Here is a 16,569-nt window from a genome sequence, read left to right as displayed (position 1 = left end):
AATCAGCGAGCCTTTTAAGGCGCCAATGTCCGTTGGAAGCTGTTTTCAAAGCGTCACGAGCACAGTCAAGTTAATCCCGCAGTGCGGCGTCGACAGGCCATTCCCTCATCACGAATGGCCGTGTCGGCCGCCTCTCCTCCCCGTCCTGCAGGCGTAAAACTTTGAAAACAGCTTCTGTTAGGAATTGCCGACACCCTGCCAACAAGGCTCTAAAGTCTTGCGTGGGTACGGACAATTTCTGGATGAGCGTCCCGGACACCCATTTGGGACCACTGATGAGGGTAATACTGTGCTTGAAGCCTACCGTAAACACATCGAAGAGCGTGCCGCCCAGGGTATCGTGCCCCAGCCGCTTAACGCCGAACAAACCGCAGGCGTCATTGAGCTGCTGAAAAATCCTCCGGCTGGCGAAGAAGCTTTCCTTGTCGACCTGATCACCAATCGCGTTCCACCAGGCGTTGACGAGGCTGCCTACGTCAAGGCCGGTTTCCTGTCTGCCCTGGCCAAGGGGGAAGCCACTTCTCCCTTGATCGACAAAAAACGCGCAACCGAACTGTTGGGCACCATGCAGGGTGGCTACAACATCGTCACGCTGGTTGACCTGCTCGACGACGCCACCCTGGCACCGGTCGCTGCCGAACAGCTCAAGCACACGCTGCTGATGTTCGACGCCTTTCACGACGTGGCCGAAAAAGCCAAGAGCGGCAACGCTCACGCCAAAGAAGTTCTGCAATCCTGGGCTGACGGCGAGTGGTTCAAGAAGCGTCCTACTCTGGCCGACAAGATCAGCCTGCGCGTCTTCAAGGTCACTGGCGAAACCAACACCGACGACCTGTCCCCTGCGCCTGATGCCTGGTCGCGTCCAGACATCCCGTTGCACGCACTGGCCATGCTGAAAATGGCCCGTGAAGGCATCGTTCCAGACGTACAGGGCTCCATCGGCCCGATGAAGCAGATCGAAGAAATGCGCGGCCAGGGCTTCCCTATCGCTTACGTCGGTGACGTGGTCGGTACCGGTTCCTCGCGTAAATCGGCGACCAACTCGGTACTGTGGTTCTTCGGCGACGACGTGCCTTACGTGCCGAACAAGCGCGCTGGCGGCTTCTGCTTCGGCAGCAAGATCGCTCCGATCTTCTACAACACGATGGAAGACGCAGGCGCCCTGCCGATCGAATTCGATGTCTCGAACATCAACATGGGCGATGTGATCGACGTTTACCCGTACGCTGGCAAGGTCTGCAAGCACGACAGCGACGAGGTCATCACCACCTTCGAAATGAAGACTCCGGTGCTGTTGGACGAAGTCCGTGCCGGTGGCCGTATCCCGCTGATCATTGGCCGTGGCCTGACCAGCAAGGCTCGCGCCGAACTGGGCCTGCCAGCCTTCGACCTGTTCAAGACGCCTGATCAGCCAGCCGAAAGCACCAAGGGTTTCACCCTGGCGCAGAAGATGGTCGGCAAGGCGTGCGGCGTGGAAGGTATCCGTCCGGGCACCTACTGCGAACCGAAAATGACCACCGTCGGTTCCCAGGACACCACTGGCCCGATGACCCGCGACGAGCTGAAAGACCTGGCGTGCCTGGGCTTCTCGACCGATCTGGTCATGCAGTCCTTCTGCCACACCGCTGCCTATCCAAAGCCGATCGACGTCAAGACGCACCACACGCTGCCTGACTTCATCATGACCCGTGGCGGCGTTTCACTGCGTCCGGGCGACGGCATCATCCACAGCTGGCTGAACCGCATGCTGCTGCCGGACACCGTCGGCACCGGTGGCGACTCGCACACCCGCTTCCCGATCGGCATTTCCTTCCCGGCCGGTTCCGGTCTGGTTGCGTTCGCTGCGGCCACCGGCGTCATGCCGCTGGACATGCCTGAATCGATCCTGGTTCGCTTCAAAGGCAAGATGCAACCTGGCATCACATTGCGCGACCTGGTTCACGCCATTCCTTACTACGCGATTCAGGCTGGCCTGCTGACCGTAGAGAAGAAAGGCAAGAAGAACGCGTTCTCCGGCCGCATCCTGGAAATCGAAGGCCTGGACAACCTGAGCATCGAGCAGGCCTTCGAGCTGTCCGACGCATCGGCCGAACGTTCGGCTGCAGGCTGCACCATCAAGCTGGCCAAAGAGCCGATCATCGAATACCTGAACTCCAACATCACCCTGCTGCGCTGGATGATCGAACAAGGTTACGGTGATCCTCGCACCCTGGAGCGTCGTGCTCAGGCGATGGAAGCCTGGGTTGCCAACCCTGAGCTGCTGGAAGCCGACAAGGACGCCGAGTACGCTGAGATCATCGAGATCGACCTGGCCGACGTCAAAGAGCCTGTGCTCTGCGCACCGAACGACCCGGACGATGCACGCCTGCTGTCTTCGGTACAGGGCGAGAAGATCGACGAAGTGTTCATCGGTTCCTGCATGACCAACATCGGCCACTTCCGCGCTGCGGGCAAGTTGCTGGACAAGGTCAAAGGCCAGTTGCCGACACGCCTGTGGCTGTCGCCGCCAACCAAGATGGATGCTCATCAGTTGACCGAAGAAGGCTACTACGGCATCTACGGCAAGGCTGGCGCGCGCATGGAAATGCCGGGCTGCTCGCTGTGCATGGGTAACCAGGCACGCGTAGAACCGAACTCGACCGTTGTGTCGACGTCGACCCGTAACTTCCCGAACCGTCTGGGCGACGGCGCGAACGTCTACCTGGCCTCGGCCGAACTGGCGTCTGTCGCATCGATCCTGGGTCGCCTGCCGACCGTCGAGGAGTACATGGGTTACGCCCAGCAGATCGACACGATGGCAGCGGACGTGTACCGCTACCTGAGCTTCGATCAGATCGCCGAGTTCCGTGAAGCCGCAGCGAACGCCAACATCCCGGTCGTTCAAGCGTAATAGCGAAACACAGCATTGAAAGAACCCCGCCTTGTGCGGGGTTTTTTATACCTTCAATAAAGCAGAAAAAGCGGACGCGGAGCGTCCAGAAAGGTATTCCCACGCTGGAGCGTGAGGAACGATCGGTGATGGGTTGAGACTGATCGTGCCCCAACGCTGCGCGTCACATCGACAAACAAACCAATTCAGGACCTGCCGTCATGAAAACGCGTGCGTCAACCGCGCAACCAGCTCCTGTGCCTGCTCTGGACTGACAACATTGGTAAAGCACATGACCAGCCCCTGACGCGGCGTCGTTTGCAGATGCCATTTCGACAATGGCTCGATAGCCAGCCCGAACGCACGGGCGCGCTGGGTGATGTCCTGGTCATCGCCCTCCTTTAGAACAGCCACAACATGCATACCACCCGCCTGCAAGTCGATGTGTAAGCGTTCGCCGAACTGATGATGCAACGCATCGATCAGCCATTGGCGGCGATGGGCATAAAGACTGCGCATCTTGTTCAAGTGCCGCGCGAAGTGGCCTTCATCCAGAAAAGTGGCAACCGTAGCCTGCAGCAGCAGCGGGCAATGGTTTTGCAGACGGTCCGCCTGAAACACGAATGCCGCGACCTGCTCAGGCGGTACCACCAGATAAGCCAGGCGTAAACCCGGAAACAACACCTTGCTGAAAGTGCCGGTGTAGAGCACGCGACCCTGCTCATCCAGACTCCTGAGTGCAGGCAACGGCTTCCCGAGATAACGGTATTCGCTGTCATAGTCGTCCTCAATGATCCAACTGCCCTGGCGATTGGCCCAGTCCAGCAGTGCCAGCCGACGCGCAAGGCTCAAGGGCATGCCCAAGGGGCTCTGGTGAGTCAGGGTGACTACTGCAAATCGTGCATCCGACGCCTGAGCGATACCGTGCGCGACGTCGAGCCCACCGCCATCCACCGGAACAGGCACCAGATGGGCGCCTGCCTGTTTCAGGGTATTGCGCGCCATGAAGTAACCGGGATCCTCTACCCAGCAGGCATCGCCGTGTTCCATTAACGTGTGGCTGATCAGGTCGAGGCAGGCACGATACCCCGCGCAGACAAACACCTGCTCGGGCCCGCAGGTGATACCTCGGGAAATGCCCAGATAGCGGGAGATGGCCGTGCGCAGTGGCCCATGCCCTTGCGCGCCCGGGTAAACCAGACCCTCAGGACCGCTCTGACGCAATTGACGGCTGGCCAGTCGGGTCCAGAGCTTTCGGGGAAACGCATCCAGTGCAGGCAATCCCATCTGCAAGGCGAGCGGTGCGGTGCCGCTATGAATCGCCTGATGAACCCTGGGCTCGACCTTCGCCTGAGTGACCGGCGCAACATGCACCTTCGGTTGCGCAGAAACGATGGTCCCGGCCGGACCGCGCGGGATCAGGTAACCCTCGCCAATCAGCAACTGGTAGGACGCCTCCACGGTACCACGTGCCAGGTTCAGCTCGGCGGCGAGCGCCCGGACGGAGGGCACCCGGTCGCCAGGGCGCAGGCGCCCGTCGGTCATGCATTCGCGAAAGCGCCGATACAACTGGCGATAGATCGGGGCCGAGTGGTTGCGATCAAGCTCGAAGGAAATCCGCATGGCCTAGTCGTTTGTTCAATTTTTGGCTCTATAGACTATGTCATTGCCCACTTAAAGTAAGCCCTCATCTGCACTACGGATAACGGGCATGACCGGCATCATCGAACACCTCGAAGACCATTACGCCTTGCAGGCCAGTTTTGCCTTGATGTGCATGCTGCGACCACACCTCACCGACGTACAGAGTTACACCGACCAATTGCAAAGGCAGATGGACCAGGGCTATCGCCTGCTGGCGGTGCGCAACGATCAGTCAATCTTCGGCCTGGCCGGTTACCGCGAACTGGAAAACCTGCTCTATGGGCGCTTCGTCTACGTCGATGATCTGGTGATCAGTCCGCAGTTGCAGCGCTCAGGACTAGGCGCGCAACTGCTGAATGGCGTACGCGATGAGGCTCTGCGCCGCCAGAGCGATTACCTGGTGCTGGACACAGGTCTGCACATGCCCCTGGCGCAACGCTTCTATTTCCGCCAGGGGCTGCTGGCCCGTGGCATGCACTTCACTCAAGACCTTCGGGCGAGGAATCAACAATGAACAATGTGCTGCTGGTCAATGCCAGCCCGCAGGGCTTCGCCTCCCATGCCAATGGTCTGGCAGGCGAACTGATTGACTCACTAAGAGCCCGCCATCCGGGTATCACCCTGACTGAACGCGATTTGAGCGCACAACCTTTGCCTGCGCTTGGGGTGGATTACGCCCGCGCCCTGACGACGCCAACACCCTTCGAGGATCCTGTGTTCGACGTTTCTGAAACCCTGATCCGCGAACTGGAAGCCTGCGATGTGCTGATCATCGCCACGCCGATGCACAACTTCACCGTGCCCGCCGCCTTGAAACTCTGGATTGACTACGTGCTGCGCATCCAGCGCACGTTCAGCTCAGGGCCGGAAGGCAAAACCGGTCTGCTGGCGGACAGGCCTGTGTATGTGCTGGTCGGTTCGGGCGGCTTCCATCAGGGCGAGCGCGCCAGACAACCGGACTTTCTGACGTCTTACCTGCGCGTCGTGCTCAACACGCTGGGGCTGTACGACACCGGCTTCATCTACCTGCAAGGGCTGGTGTTCGGCGAAGAAGCCGTTCGCAGCGCGCTGGAGCAGGCTCGCAATCGACTGGCCTTGCAGCCGCTGTTCAGCACGCCGGCCTGCGCCTGACCCTTAATTTCACACTGGAGCTTCATCATGAGCCAACTCAGACTGCCCTTCTCCACCCTTTCACCTGTTGCCTACCAAGGCTTGCTCGCCACCAATAAAGCGCTGGAAGAAAGCCCGCTCGGCCTGCCGCTGGTAGAGCTGGTGTACTTGCGTATCTCGCAGATCAATGGCTGCGCCTTCTGTCTGGGCAAACATTCACAGACCTTGCGTGGCTGCGAAGTGTCGCAGGCGAAACTCGATTGCCTGGCAGGCTGGCGCATCAGCGAGCTGTTCGACGAACGCGAGCGCGCTGCGCTGGCATGGGCCGAAACCCTGACGCATGTCAGCGAAAAGGGCGCGCCGGATGAGCTTTACGAACCCCTCAAAGCGCACTTTTCCGACACCGAAATTTCCGACCTGACGCTCGCGGTGGCCTTGATGAATGCATTCAACCGGCTAGCGGTGGGCATGAAGCTCTGAATCAGTGACGCCCAACCAGCGGCGATCTCAGTTCAACCCAAGCTGCGAAAGCCACTGCTCAATCGCATCGCCACTGCTCATGGCAGGCTGCACCAGACCGTCGACCATAAAGGTCGGGGACACATGAATACCGTTCTGGCGGGCGTATTTACAGTGCCATTTGATAACGTGTTCAAGCTCGGGCTGCGCAAAGGCTTCGGCCAGCTGCACGCCGCTGTAGCCTTCCAGACGGGCAATGATCTCGTTCGGCGTGGCGTCCAGATTAGGCCCGCTGGCGTGGTGTTCGAACTCGAACTCGGCGCGATGCGCAGCCACGGCGGCCATCACAGCCTTGGCAGTGTCCTTGCCGCCTTCGAGGGTCGAAGCGGCGAGGATGCAGCGCACGATAACCCCGGAAAACATGTGCCACGGCTGGGACTGGAGTCGGATCTTGACCGTGAGGCGGTCGTCACCAGCCTGTTCCAGCAGCGTGTCGAGCTTGCGAAAAGCCTTGACCGAAAACGGGCATGTGGGCTCAAGGAACACTTCAAGAATGCGCGGGCCGTGGCCCCAGGTGAGTGCGTCTGCCTGCATGGTTATTCTCCCGAAGAGTGGATGATAGGGTATTGACCTCGCCGATCGTGTAAATGCTCAGCGGCCAATGCCGCAGGAATTTCCTTGCATCTTCAACACAGCGCTGACTAAAGGCAAACACCGCAGGAGCGGACCGGGCGGCGTTTCGTTTGTCCGCAAATGCGCATTTCAGGCGTTGGATACTCGTCGGATGTACTGACTTTTCGCGGACGAGTCCGCTCCCACGATGTCTGCCGTCATCAGCGCACCCATTAAAAAACCCCGCATCTTTCGATGCGGGGTTTTCAGTTAGCGCACAACCTGATCAAGCCATCACACCGTGACGGCTTGCCCACTCATGGCCAGGTCCAGCAGTTCGCGGTTGGCGACGGCGTACATGGCGTAATCGGTGCCGGTTGCAGCACGCAGTTCGACCAGCATGGCGCGCCAGCGCTCGACCATAAGCGCGTGCTGTTCAAGCCACAGCGCCAGACGCTCTTCCACGTCGGCCGGACCGTCTGCCATCTGCAGAACCGATACGGTGATCGCCCGCTGCTGCCAGTCGATGTCGTCGCGGAACGCTTCGCGGGCCAGGGCCTGCCAGTTGTTTTCCACCGGCAGGCTGCTGATCTGCTGCAAGTACCAGGTCACGTCCAGCGCACTGCCCACGGCGAAGTAGACCTTGGCCACGTCGGCAGCGTTCTGCCCCGTGACATCGGAGGCTTCGATGATCGGCAACAGCGTGTACAGGTGAGTGGTGCCTGCGACCATACGCGCCAGCAGTTCAGGCACACCGGCTTCAACATACGCCTGATAGCGGGTCTGCCAGACTTCGCGGGTCGGACCTTCCAGCAACTCGTCGAGCTTCAGACCCAGTGCTGCAATGTGCGGACCGAAGTGCGCCACGTCACGGCCAGCGTCCAGTTCATTGCGACGGCTGCGCAGGAACCAGCGTGTGGCGCGACGCCCCAGACGCATCAGTTCGTCCATCAGCGCCAGCTGGATTTCCGCCGACACCTTGTAGTCCAGCGCCTCGATCTGACGGAACCAGTGCGGGAGGTGGAAGATGTCACGCACGATCACGTAGGCACCGGCCACGCTGGCAGCGCTCATGCCGGTCGACTCTTTGAGTCGCTGCACGAACGTGATGCCCATGTGGTTGACCAGGTCGTTGGCGATCTGGGTGCTGACGATTTCACGCTTCAGACGGTGACCGCGCATGGCCACAGAGAACTTGGCGCCCAGCGATGGCGGGAACGCGGTTTCCATGTCACGTGCCAGGTAGTCGTCATCCGGAACACGGGATTCCAGCAACGCTTCCTTGAGGTCGATCTTGCTGTACGAGATCAGTACCGACAGCTCGGCACGGCTCAGGCCATGACCGGCCGACACACGCTCGACGATCTGGTCTTCGGCCGGCAGGAACTCAATGGCACGGTCCAGCTTGCCACGGGCTTCCAGATCGTTCATCAGGCGCTTGTATTCAGCGATGCGGTCATAGGCGCGACGAGCCGCCAGCGACAGTGCCTGAGTCTGCTTGTAGTTGTTGCCCAAGACCAGATTGCCGACTTCATCGGTCATGCTTTCGAGCAGTTGGTTGCGCTGCTTCTCGGTCATGTCACCAGCCTGCACCACTTCGTTGAGCAGGATTTTGATGTTCACTTCGTGGTCGGAGCAGTCCACACCACCGGCGTTGTCGATGAAGTCGGTGTTGGTCGCGCCGCCATTGAGGCCGAACTCGACACGGCCCAGCTGGGTCATGCCCAGGTTGCCTCCCTCGCCCACCACCTTGCAGCGCAGCTCGTTGCCGTCGACACGCAGCGCATCGTTGGCCTTGTCGCCCACGTCTGCATGAGACTCTTCGCTGGACTTCACGTACGTACCAATGCCGCCGTTCCACAACAGGTCCACAGGTGCCTTGAGCAGCGCATGCAGCAGTTCGGTCGGGGTCAGCTTGTCGGCCTTGATGTCGAAGCGCGCCTTCATCTGCTCGCTGATGGCGATGCTCTTGGCGCTGCGCGGGAAGATGCCGCCGCCTGCGGACATGATGCTGGCGTCGTAGTCGGTCCAGGCCGAACGTGGCAGATCGAACAGACGCTGACGCTCGACGAAGCTGGTGGCCGGATCCGGATTCGGATCAATGAAGATGTGCAGATGGTTGAAAGCCGCGACCAGTTGCAGCTTGTCGGACATCAACAGACCGTTACCGAACACGTCACCGGCCATGTCGCCGATGCCGATCACACTGATGCTGTCTTGCTGAACGTTGATGTCACGCTCGCGGAAGTGACGCTGCACGCCCACCCAGGCACCCTTGGCGGTGATGCCCATCTTCTTGTGGTCGTAACCGGCCGAACCACCGGACGCAAACGCGTCGCCCAGCCAGAAACCGTAATCGATAGCGATGCCGTTGGCGATGTCGGAGAAGGTCGCCGTGCCTTTGTCGGCGGCAACGACCAGGTACGGATCGTCGTCATCGTGGCGAACCACGTTGACCGGCGGCACGAGTACGCCTTCCTTGAGGTTGTCGGTGATGTCCAGCAGGCCCGAGATGAAGATGCGGTAGCAGGCGATCGCCTCTGCCTGCACTTCGTCACGGTTGCCTGTGGTCGGCAGGCGGCGCGGCACGAAACCACCCTTGGCGCCGACCGGCACGATGACCGAGTTCTTCACCTGCTGGGCTTTTACCAGGCCCAGCACTTCGGTGCGGAAGTCTTCTTCGCGATCCGACCAGCGCAGGCCGCCGCGGGCAACGTTGCCGAAGCGCAGATGCACGCCCTCGACGCGTGGCGAGTAGACGAAAATCTCGAACTTGGGCACCGGCTTCGGCAGCTCGGGGATCAGGCGCGGGTTGAATTTGAAGCTGAAGTAGCCCTTGTTCTGGCCGTTGGCATCGGTCTGGTAGAAGTTGGTCCGCAGCGTCGCTTTGATCAGGTCAAGGTAACGACGCAAGATGCGGTCTTCGTTGAGCACCTGGACATCGTCCAGCGCGGTCAGAATGGCCTGTTCCAGACGCAGCTGCTTGTCGTCCAGATCGTCCGAACCCAACTTGCGCGCCAGGTAGAAACGGGTCTTGAACAGACGCGTCAGCTCACGTGCAATGTCGGTGTGGTTGTTCAGGGTGCTGGCGATATAACCCAGGTCGAAGCCCAGACGAATCTGCTTCAGGTAGCGGGCATAGGCGCGCAGCAAGGCCACGTCGCGCCACGGCAGACCGGCCGTCAGTACCAGACGGTTGAAGGCATCGTTCTCGGCGTCGCCGCTGACGATGTGTACGAAAGCGTCCTGCAGCGTGTCGTTGAGCTGCTGAATGTCGAGATTCAGGCCTTCGCCGTAGGTAAAGGCGAAATCGTGAATCCAGAACTCACGACCGTTGGCGTGATGCAGGCGGTACGGGAACTCACCCAGCACACGCAGGCCGAGGTTCTCCAGAATCGGCAGTACGTCGGACAGCGCCAGCGGTGTATCGGCGTGGTACAGCTTGCAGTGCAGCTGCTGACGTCCACCGGCCAGAGGCTGGTAGAAGCTCATCACCAACGGGTTGGTTTCGCTCAGGCTCAGCACGTGCTGCATGTCGACCACAGCCGAATGCGCCGCAAAACGCTCGCGGTAGCCTGCCGGGAAGCCTTTCGGGAAATCGGCCAGCACGTTGGTGCCGTGGGCCTCGCCGAAGCTTTCGACCACCAGACTGGCGTAGTCGTCCTTCCAGGAACGGCAGGCCTGAATGACCTCGTTCTCCAGTTGGGCAACGTCGATTTCCAGATTGACCTTCGGGTCCACACGCAGAATCAACTGCACGCGCGCCAGAACGGATTCGGAGAAGAACGTCCAGAATTCGCAATCGCTGGCTTTCAGGCGATCCATCAGCACCTGCTGGATCTTCTGTCGCACTTCGGTGGAGTACACGTCACGCGGCACGTAGGCCAGGCAGTAGCAGAAACGGCCGTACGGGTCCTTGCGCAGGAACACGCGAATCTTGTTGCGCTCCTGAATCTGCACGATGGACATCACGGTGGTGAACAGCTCGTCTACCGGAGTCTGGAACAGATCGTCGCGGGGCAGCACTTCGACCACCTGCGCCAGTTCCTTGCCCAGATGCGCCTTGGCATCGAAACCGGAACGGCGCTCGACTTCGGCGACCTTGCGACGGATGTACGGGATCTGCCGCACACTCTCGCCATACACCGACGAGGTGTAGAGGCCCATGAAGCGGCATTCCTTGATGACCTTGCCCGATGCGTCGATCTGACGGATCGAGACGAAATCAGGGTAGGCCGGACGATGCACACGGCTTGGCACCGCAGCCTTGGCGAATGACAGCAGCATCGGCTCTTGCAGGTATTTCACTGCGTAATCTTCGATGTGCAGTTCTTCACGGCTCAGGCCCGGGCGCAGCAGTTTGGTCAGGCCCAGGAACGAGGATTCGTCGTACACCAGCTGGCCGCCGTTGGCGTCGCTGCTGACTTCGAATTCTTCGTAGCCCAGAAAGGTGAAGTGGTTGTCTACCAGCCACTCCAGAAAGACCTTGATCTCGGCCTTTTCCTCAACGTCGGTGTTGGATTCGTTGGCGTCGATGCTGACCAGCAATTCACGCAGACGCGCCTTCATCGGCTCGAAATCTTCCACAGCCGCGCGGACTTCGCCCAGCACCTGCTCCAGTTCGCGGGCCAGGACATTCAACTCGCTGGCATTGGCGCAGCGGTCGATCTCCAGGTACATCAGCGATTCTTGCAGTACGTCGTCGCCAGTGGTGCCTTTAGGCAGCAGTTCGAGCAGTTGACCATTCGGGCCGCGTCGTACGCTGAGGACGGTGGTTTGCAGGGTATGGATGCTGTAACCGCGACGGTTCAGCTCGGTGCGTACGGAGTCGACCAAAAACGGCAGGTCGTGATGCAGCACTTCTACGGCACTGTGAGTCGATTGCCATCCGTGACGCTCGTAATCGGGGTTGTAGACGCGAACCTGAGGATGGGCGTGTTCGAAACGCTCCAACAGGCGCCACGCGGACAGCGTGCAGCCCGCAAGGTCAGACAGCCGACGCTGAGTGAGTTCATCCAGTGAAATGATGCCGAAGAACTGTTCAGCGAACAGCGCCACTTGTGGCAGTGCCTGTTCGCTGATGTGCTGAGCCAGTGCCGATTGCAGTTGATGCTGGAAATCGGCCTTGCTGGCTGCGGTGAAGAACGCCATCTGTGGTACTCCGCTTTGGCTTTTATTGGGGAGGCTTGTAGAAGGTGTCGGGATCCGGGTGTACCGGCGTCCGGTTGAATGGACACCACCTGATCGAGTGTAAAGCTAAAGTACTAACGCCTGTCGTGTCAGGGTAGTCACATTTGAATGTCGCAGGGCACGCGATGAAAAAAGAAACAGCAAGCCCCAAGGCTTCGTGCGCGCACACCTTTGGTGCAGCTTAACGACAGCAGACCGGACACTACTTACGAGGCTGCGACATATTCGGTCATCGCCTAGCACGCCAACTCGCACGATAGTGCCAATTAATGGCCGACAAAATGTCTCGGGGACTGGCAAAATCCGTACTGCTCGCCCACTTTCGACAAACCGGAAACCGACCATGCTCATCAAGACTGCCAGCCTCATCGTCAATCCCTGCGACGACGAATACGACAACATGGCCCTGCTCTGCTGCCACAGCGAGAACGGCGAGCTGTTCTCGCTGAGCCGTTTCCCTGATGAGAACGAAGTGGAAATCACCGTTCGCGACGACAAGACACACACGGTTTCAACGCTGAAAGTCACCTTCAGTGCCGAACGCCTGCTGCTGGAAATAGAACCGGCGGATGGCAAGCAACTGGACGGCCATGACCGTTACGAAATCCTGCACAGCACCTCGCAAGCCGAGCTGCGCGAAGTCGAAGAAACCCTGCACATCCTTTTGAAAGACGTGGGCACCTACGTCAGCGAACTCGCCTAAGTAAACCTGCACCGCCATCAGGAGCCTGACATGCCCGACATTTTCGACGCCCACTGCCACATCATCGACCCCGCTTATCCGCTGCAGGCCAACAACGGCTTCTTGCCGGAGCCTTTTGGCGTCGCCGATTACCTGTCGCTCGTCGAACCGTTGGGCGTCAAGGGCGGTGCGGTGGTTTCAGGTTCGTTTCAGGGCTTCGATCAGAGCTACCTGCTCGCTGCACTGAAACGCCTGGGACCGGGCTTCGTGGGTGTCACGCAGTTGCCCGCAAGCGTCACCGAGGCAGAGCTGCAAACCCTCTCCGCGTCCGGCGTACGTGCGCTGCGCTTCAACCTCAAGCGCGGGGGTTCGGAACAGTTGGATCAACTGGAAGCGCTGGCACTGCGGGTCCATGATCAGGTCGGCTGGCACTCGGAGCTGTACATCGATTCGCGCGAGCTGGCTGGCATCGAAACCCGCCTGCTCAGGCTGCCTGCCGTCAGCATCGACCATCTGGGGCTGAGCGCTGAGGGCTTGCCTGTGTTGCTGCGTCTGGCCGAGCGAGGCGTACGGATCAAGGCCTGCGGTTTCGGACGTGTCGATTTTGCTGTGCCAGCGGTGTTGAAGGACATTCACTCTGCCAACCCCGACGCCCTGATGTTCGGCACCGACCTGCCGTCCACTCGTGCACCTCGGCCATTCGAGCCGAGTGATGTCGATCTGGTGGTCGAAGCGCTGGGTGACGCGGGTGCGCAGAAAGCGCTGTGGAGCAATGCGGCAGCGTTTTATCGGGTGTCATGATCGACGTGGCCTGCCGCACGCCTGTGATTGGGTGTACCGCCCTTTTTCGCGAGCAAGCGTGCTCCCACTTTCAGGCATGCGTGAGTCATCTTATCGACGACCACTGGCCCTCGCCTCTAACTTCCTACAAAGAACGGACAGAACATGTAGGACAATTCCCAGATAAAAGCGGGAACTCTCTCTAAACTCCATAAAAAACCCTAGAGTCGTTAGTCGATACCCGCCCGAATGAATTAAAGTATCGCCCCCAGCCTGACGTCGCTCGACGCGGCTGATTACCCTGCCAGGAACAGTCACCGATGGAACATCGTGAGGCGCTGATTGCGCTGCGAACATTTCTTTCAACGCAAATCCTCGGCCAGGAAAAGCTGATCGAACGCCTGCTCATCGCCTTGCTTGCCGACGGCCACATGCTGGTCGAGGGCGCTCCGGGTCTTGCCAAGACCAAGGCCATCAAGGAACTGGCAGAAGGCATCGAAGCACAGTTTCATCGCATTCAATTCACCCCCGACCTGCTGCCTGCCGACATCACCGGCACCGAAATCTATCGCCCGGAAACCGGCAGTTTCGTGTTCCAGCAAGGCCCGATCTTCCACAACCTGGTGTTGGCGGACGAAATCAACCGGGCGCCCGCCAAGGTGCAGTCAGCGTTGCTTGAGGCTATGGCCGAACGCCAGGTCAGTGTCGGACGTAGCACGTACGACCTTTCGCCACTGTTTCTGGTCATGGCGACGCAGAACCCCATCGAGCAGGAAGGCACCTACCCATTGCCCGAAGCGCAGCTCGACCGTTTCCTGATGCACGTCAAGATCGGCTTCCCGGACGCTGCCGTCGAGCGCAAGATTTTGCAGCAGGCCCGTGGCGAAGCGCTGAACGGCGAAACCAAGCCGGAGCGGCGTGTCAGCCAGCAGGCCATCTTCGCCGCCCGCAAGGAAATCCTGGGGCTGTACATGGCCGACGCGGTTGAGGAATACCTGGTGCAACTGGTCATGGCCACGCGCACCCCGGCCAAATTCGATCAGGAGCTGGCCGAGTGGATCGCCTATGGTGCCAGCCCGCGTGGTTCGATCTCGCTGGACCGTTGCGCACGGGCCCACGCCTGGCTGGCCGGACGCGACTTCGTCAGCCCCGAGGATATCCAGGCGGTGCTGTTCGATGTGCTGCGCCATCGCATTATCCTGTCGTTCGAAGCCGAAGCTGCCGGCATCGATCAGGACCGCGTAATACAGCGGATCCTCGACGTCGTGGCCGTCGCCTGACCCCATGCAACCCTACCTGATCCCCCAACCGGGCATTCGCGTCACGCTCAGCGAGCTGATCGAAATGCGCCATCGCGTGCGGGAAGTGCAACTTTTCTCGACGCCGAGCCAGCGCAGTCCGCTGATCGGCCTGCACCACTCCAAACTGCGTGGCCGTGGCGTAGATTTCGATCAGGTCCGGGTCTATCAGGCAGGCGACGATGTGCGCAGCATCGACTGGCGAGTGACTGCGCGCACTCAGGAACCGCACACCAAACTCTTCCATGAAGAGCGCGAGCGGCCCATCTTCATTCTGGTGGAACAAAGCCGTCGCCTGTTCTTTGGTTCCGGGCAAATGTTCAAGTCGGTGCTGGCCGCGCAGGCGGCGGCACTGATCGGCTGGGCGGCGCTGGAACACAACGACCGGGTCGGCGGACTGGTGTTCGGCGACAACGAGCATTACGAGATCAAGCCACGGCGCAGCAAACAGAGCCTGCTGCAATTGCTCAACCGGTTGGTGCGGGTCAATCAGTCGCTGCACACCGAGATTCCGGCCGAACGCGATGCCTTCGGTTCGGCCTTGAGGCGCGCCCGTGAGGTACTGCGTCCTGGCAGCCTGGTCATCGTGCTGTGCGACGAACGCGCCCTGTCCGATACCGCAGAGCAGCAACTCACCCTGCTGGCGCGCCACAGCGACCTGTTGCTGCTGCCTGTCTCCGACCCGCTGGACCGCGCATTGCCTGCTGCCGGGCTGTTGCGCTTCGCCGAACGTGGCGCGCAACTGGAACTCGACACCCTCGACCCGGAGTTGCGCCGGGCGTACCGCGTTCAGGGCGAAGAGCGCTCGGCGCGCTGGGAACTGCTTGCTCAAAAGCTGCGCGTGCTGCTCATGCCGCTGAGCACCCAGGTCGAGCTGGTCGAGCAACTGCGCGAATACCTCAATGCCCGGCGTCCAGTGAGGCGCAAATGAATCCACTGGATCAATTGAAGCCCCTGATCGCCCCCCAAGCCATAAGCTTCTGGCCGCCCGCGCCGGGCTGGTGGTTGCTGTTGCTGGTGATTCCCGCGCTGGGCTGGGGGGCCTGGCGATTGCGCACGTGGCTGCCGGCCAAGGACAACAAAAGCCGCACCGAGCAACCTCTGGACCCGGTACGCGTCGCCGCGCTGGCCGAACTGGCCAGCCTGCCCAAACCCTACGACGGTGCCCCCGCCGGTGCCTGGCTACAGCAGATCAACGGCCTGCTCAAGCGCCTGTGCCGCAACCATTACCCCCACAGCCAGAGCCACACCCTCAACGGTCGAAAATGGCTAGCCTTCCTCGATAATCGCTGCCCCGCTGCGGGTCTGACCCGCTGGATGATTTTGGTCGAGGGCGCCTACAAACCCGAGTGCAAGCTGGATGACAAAGCCATCACCGGCCTGACCCAGGCGGTCGACACCTGGATTCGCAAACATGTTTGAACTCGTCTGGCCGTGGGCATTTGTGCTGCTGCCACTGCCCTGGCTGATGCGTTTCCTGCTGCCGATGGCCGACAGTGGCGAAGCCGCGCTCAAGGTCAGCTTCCTGAACGAACTCGAAGGCCTCAGCGGCCGCCGGGCCAAGGCCAACCTGCCAGCGTGGCGACAGCGCTCACCGTTTCTGCTGATCTGGCTGCTACTGCTGATGGCCGCCGCACGTCCGCAATGGCTGGGCGAACCCTTGCCCATTGCCGCCAGTGGCCGCGATCTGCTGGTGGCCGTGGATGTGTCAGGTTCGATGGATTACCCGGACATGCAGTGGCGCAGCGATGAAGTCAGCCGGCTGGTGCTGGTTCAGCATTTGCTGGGCGATTTTCTGGAAGGACGGCAAGGTGACCGGGTTGGCCTGATCCTGTTCGGCAGCCAGGCATTCGTCCAGGCCCCGCTGACCTTCGACCGCCGCACCGTGCGCATCTGGCTGGACGAAGCCAGGATCGGCATCGCCG

13 protein-coding genes are annotated in these 16,569 nt (G+C 60.5%); 10 read left to right on the top strand and 3 right to left on the bottom strand.

What is annotated here, in order from left to right:
• The first annotated feature begins 289 nt into the window (after positions 1 to 289).
• Positions 290 to 2,890, top strand: coding sequence for a bifunctional aconitate hydratase 2/2-methylisocitrate dehydratase (gene acnB, locus ALP40_RS02260; protein ID WP_122206673.1), 2,601 nt, complete (start codon positions 290 to 292; stop codon positions 2,888 to 2,890).
• A gap of 198 nt (positions 2,891 to 3,088) precedes the next feature.
• Here acnB and ALP40_RS02255 read toward each other — a convergent pair whose 3' ends face one another.
• Complete coding sequence (locus ALP40_RS02255) at positions 3,089 to 4,492, bottom strand: PLP-dependent aminotransferase family protein (RefSeq protein ID WP_122206672.1); 1,404 nt, start codon at positions 4,490 to 4,492, stop codon at positions 3,089 to 3,091.
• Positions 4,493 to 4,580: 88 nt separating this feature from the next.
• Here ALP40_RS02255 and ALP40_RS02250 point away from each other — a divergent pair, with 88 nt between their 5' ends.
• Genes ALP40_RS02250 through ALP40_RS02240 form a run of 3 tightly spaced genes read left to right on the top strand, consistent with a single transcriptional unit; the run spans position 4,581 to position 6,103 of the window.
• Complete coding sequence (locus ALP40_RS02250; protein ID WP_122206671.1) at positions 4,581 to 5,027, top strand: GNAT family N-acetyltransferase; 447 nt, start codon at positions 4,581 to 4,583, stop codon at positions 5,025 to 5,027.
• Positions 5,024 to 5,644, top strand: a complete 621-nt coding sequence (locus tag ALP40_RS02245) for an FMN-dependent NADH-azoreductase (RefSeq protein WP_122206670.1) — start codon at positions 5,024 to 5,026, stop codon at positions 5,642 to 5,644. Before ALP40_RS02250 ends, ALP40_RS02245 begins: the two co-directional genes overlap by 4 nt.
• A gap of 27 nt (positions 5,645 to 5,671) precedes the next feature.
• Positions 5,672 to 6,103, top strand: coding sequence for a carboxymuconolactone decarboxylase family protein (locus tag ALP40_RS02240; RefSeq protein WP_122206669.1), 432 nt, complete (start codon positions 5,672 to 5,674; stop codon positions 6,101 to 6,103).
• 27 nt (positions 6,104 to 6,130) lie between these two features.
• Here ALP40_RS02240 and ALP40_RS02235 read toward each other — a convergent pair whose 3' ends face one another.
• Complete coding sequence (locus ALP40_RS02235; RefSeq protein ID WP_122206668.1) at positions 6,131 to 6,676, bottom strand: thioredoxin; 546 nt, start codon at positions 6,674 to 6,676, stop codon at positions 6,131 to 6,133.
• A gap of 312 nt (positions 6,677 to 6,988) precedes the next feature.
• Complete coding sequence (locus ALP40_RS02230; protein WP_122206667.1) at positions 6,989 to 11,845, bottom strand: NAD-glutamate dehydrogenase; 4,857 nt, start codon at positions 11,843 to 11,845, stop codon at positions 6,989 to 6,991.
• A 382-nt stretch (positions 11,846 to 12,227) separates the two neighbouring features.
• Here ALP40_RS02230 and ALP40_RS02225 point away from each other — a divergent pair, with 382 nt between their 5' ends.
• The 6 genes from ALP40_RS02225 to ALP40_RS02200 all read left to right on the top strand — a co-directional run.
• A complete protein-coding gene (locus ALP40_RS02225) occupies positions 12,228 to 12,587 on the top strand; it encodes a hypothetical protein (RefSeq protein ID WP_122206666.1) in 360 nt (119 codons plus the stop codon).
• A 30-nt stretch (positions 12,588 to 12,617) separates the two neighbouring features.
• Positions 12,618 to 13,367 (top strand): amidohydrolase family protein, encoded by a 750-nt coding sequence (locus ALP40_RS02220; protein ID WP_122206665.1) that lies wholly within the window; start codon positions 12,618 to 12,620, stop codon positions 13,365 to 13,367.
• 299 nt (positions 13,368 to 13,666) lie between these two features.
• Positions 13,667 to 14,626 (top strand): MoxR family ATPase, encoded by a 960-nt coding sequence (locus ALP40_RS02215; protein ID WP_004883864.1) that lies wholly within the window; start codon positions 13,667 to 13,669, stop codon positions 14,624 to 14,626.
• 4 nt (positions 14,627 to 14,630) lie between these two features.
• The gene (locus tag ALP40_RS02210; protein WP_122206664.1) at positions 14,631 to 15,575 is read left to right on the top strand and encodes a DUF58 domain-containing protein; all 945 of its coding nucleotides are present in this window, start codon (positions 14,631 to 14,633) and stop codon (positions 15,573 to 15,575) included.
• Positions 15,572 to 16,066, top strand: coding sequence for a DUF4381 domain-containing protein (locus ALP40_RS02205; protein WP_122206663.1), 495 nt, complete (start codon positions 15,572 to 15,574; stop codon positions 16,064 to 16,066). Before ALP40_RS02210 ends, ALP40_RS02205 begins: the two co-directional genes overlap by 4 nt.
• The coding region (locus tag ALP40_RS02200; protein WP_122206662.1) for a VWA domain-containing protein at positions 16,059 to 16,569 on the top strand (511 nt) is incomplete at its 3' end. The genes ALP40_RS02205 and ALP40_RS02200, both read left to right, overlap by 8 nt.

This window comes from Pseudomonas viridiflava, assembly GCF_003702045.1.
GTDB classification, from domain to species: domain Bacteria; phylum Pseudomonadota; class Gammaproteobacteria; order Pseudomonadales; family Pseudomonadaceae; genus Aquipseudomonas; species Aquipseudomonas viridiflava_C.
Note: the sequence above shows the minus strand (reverse complement) of the source record. Positions and strands in the feature narration are given on the sequence as shown.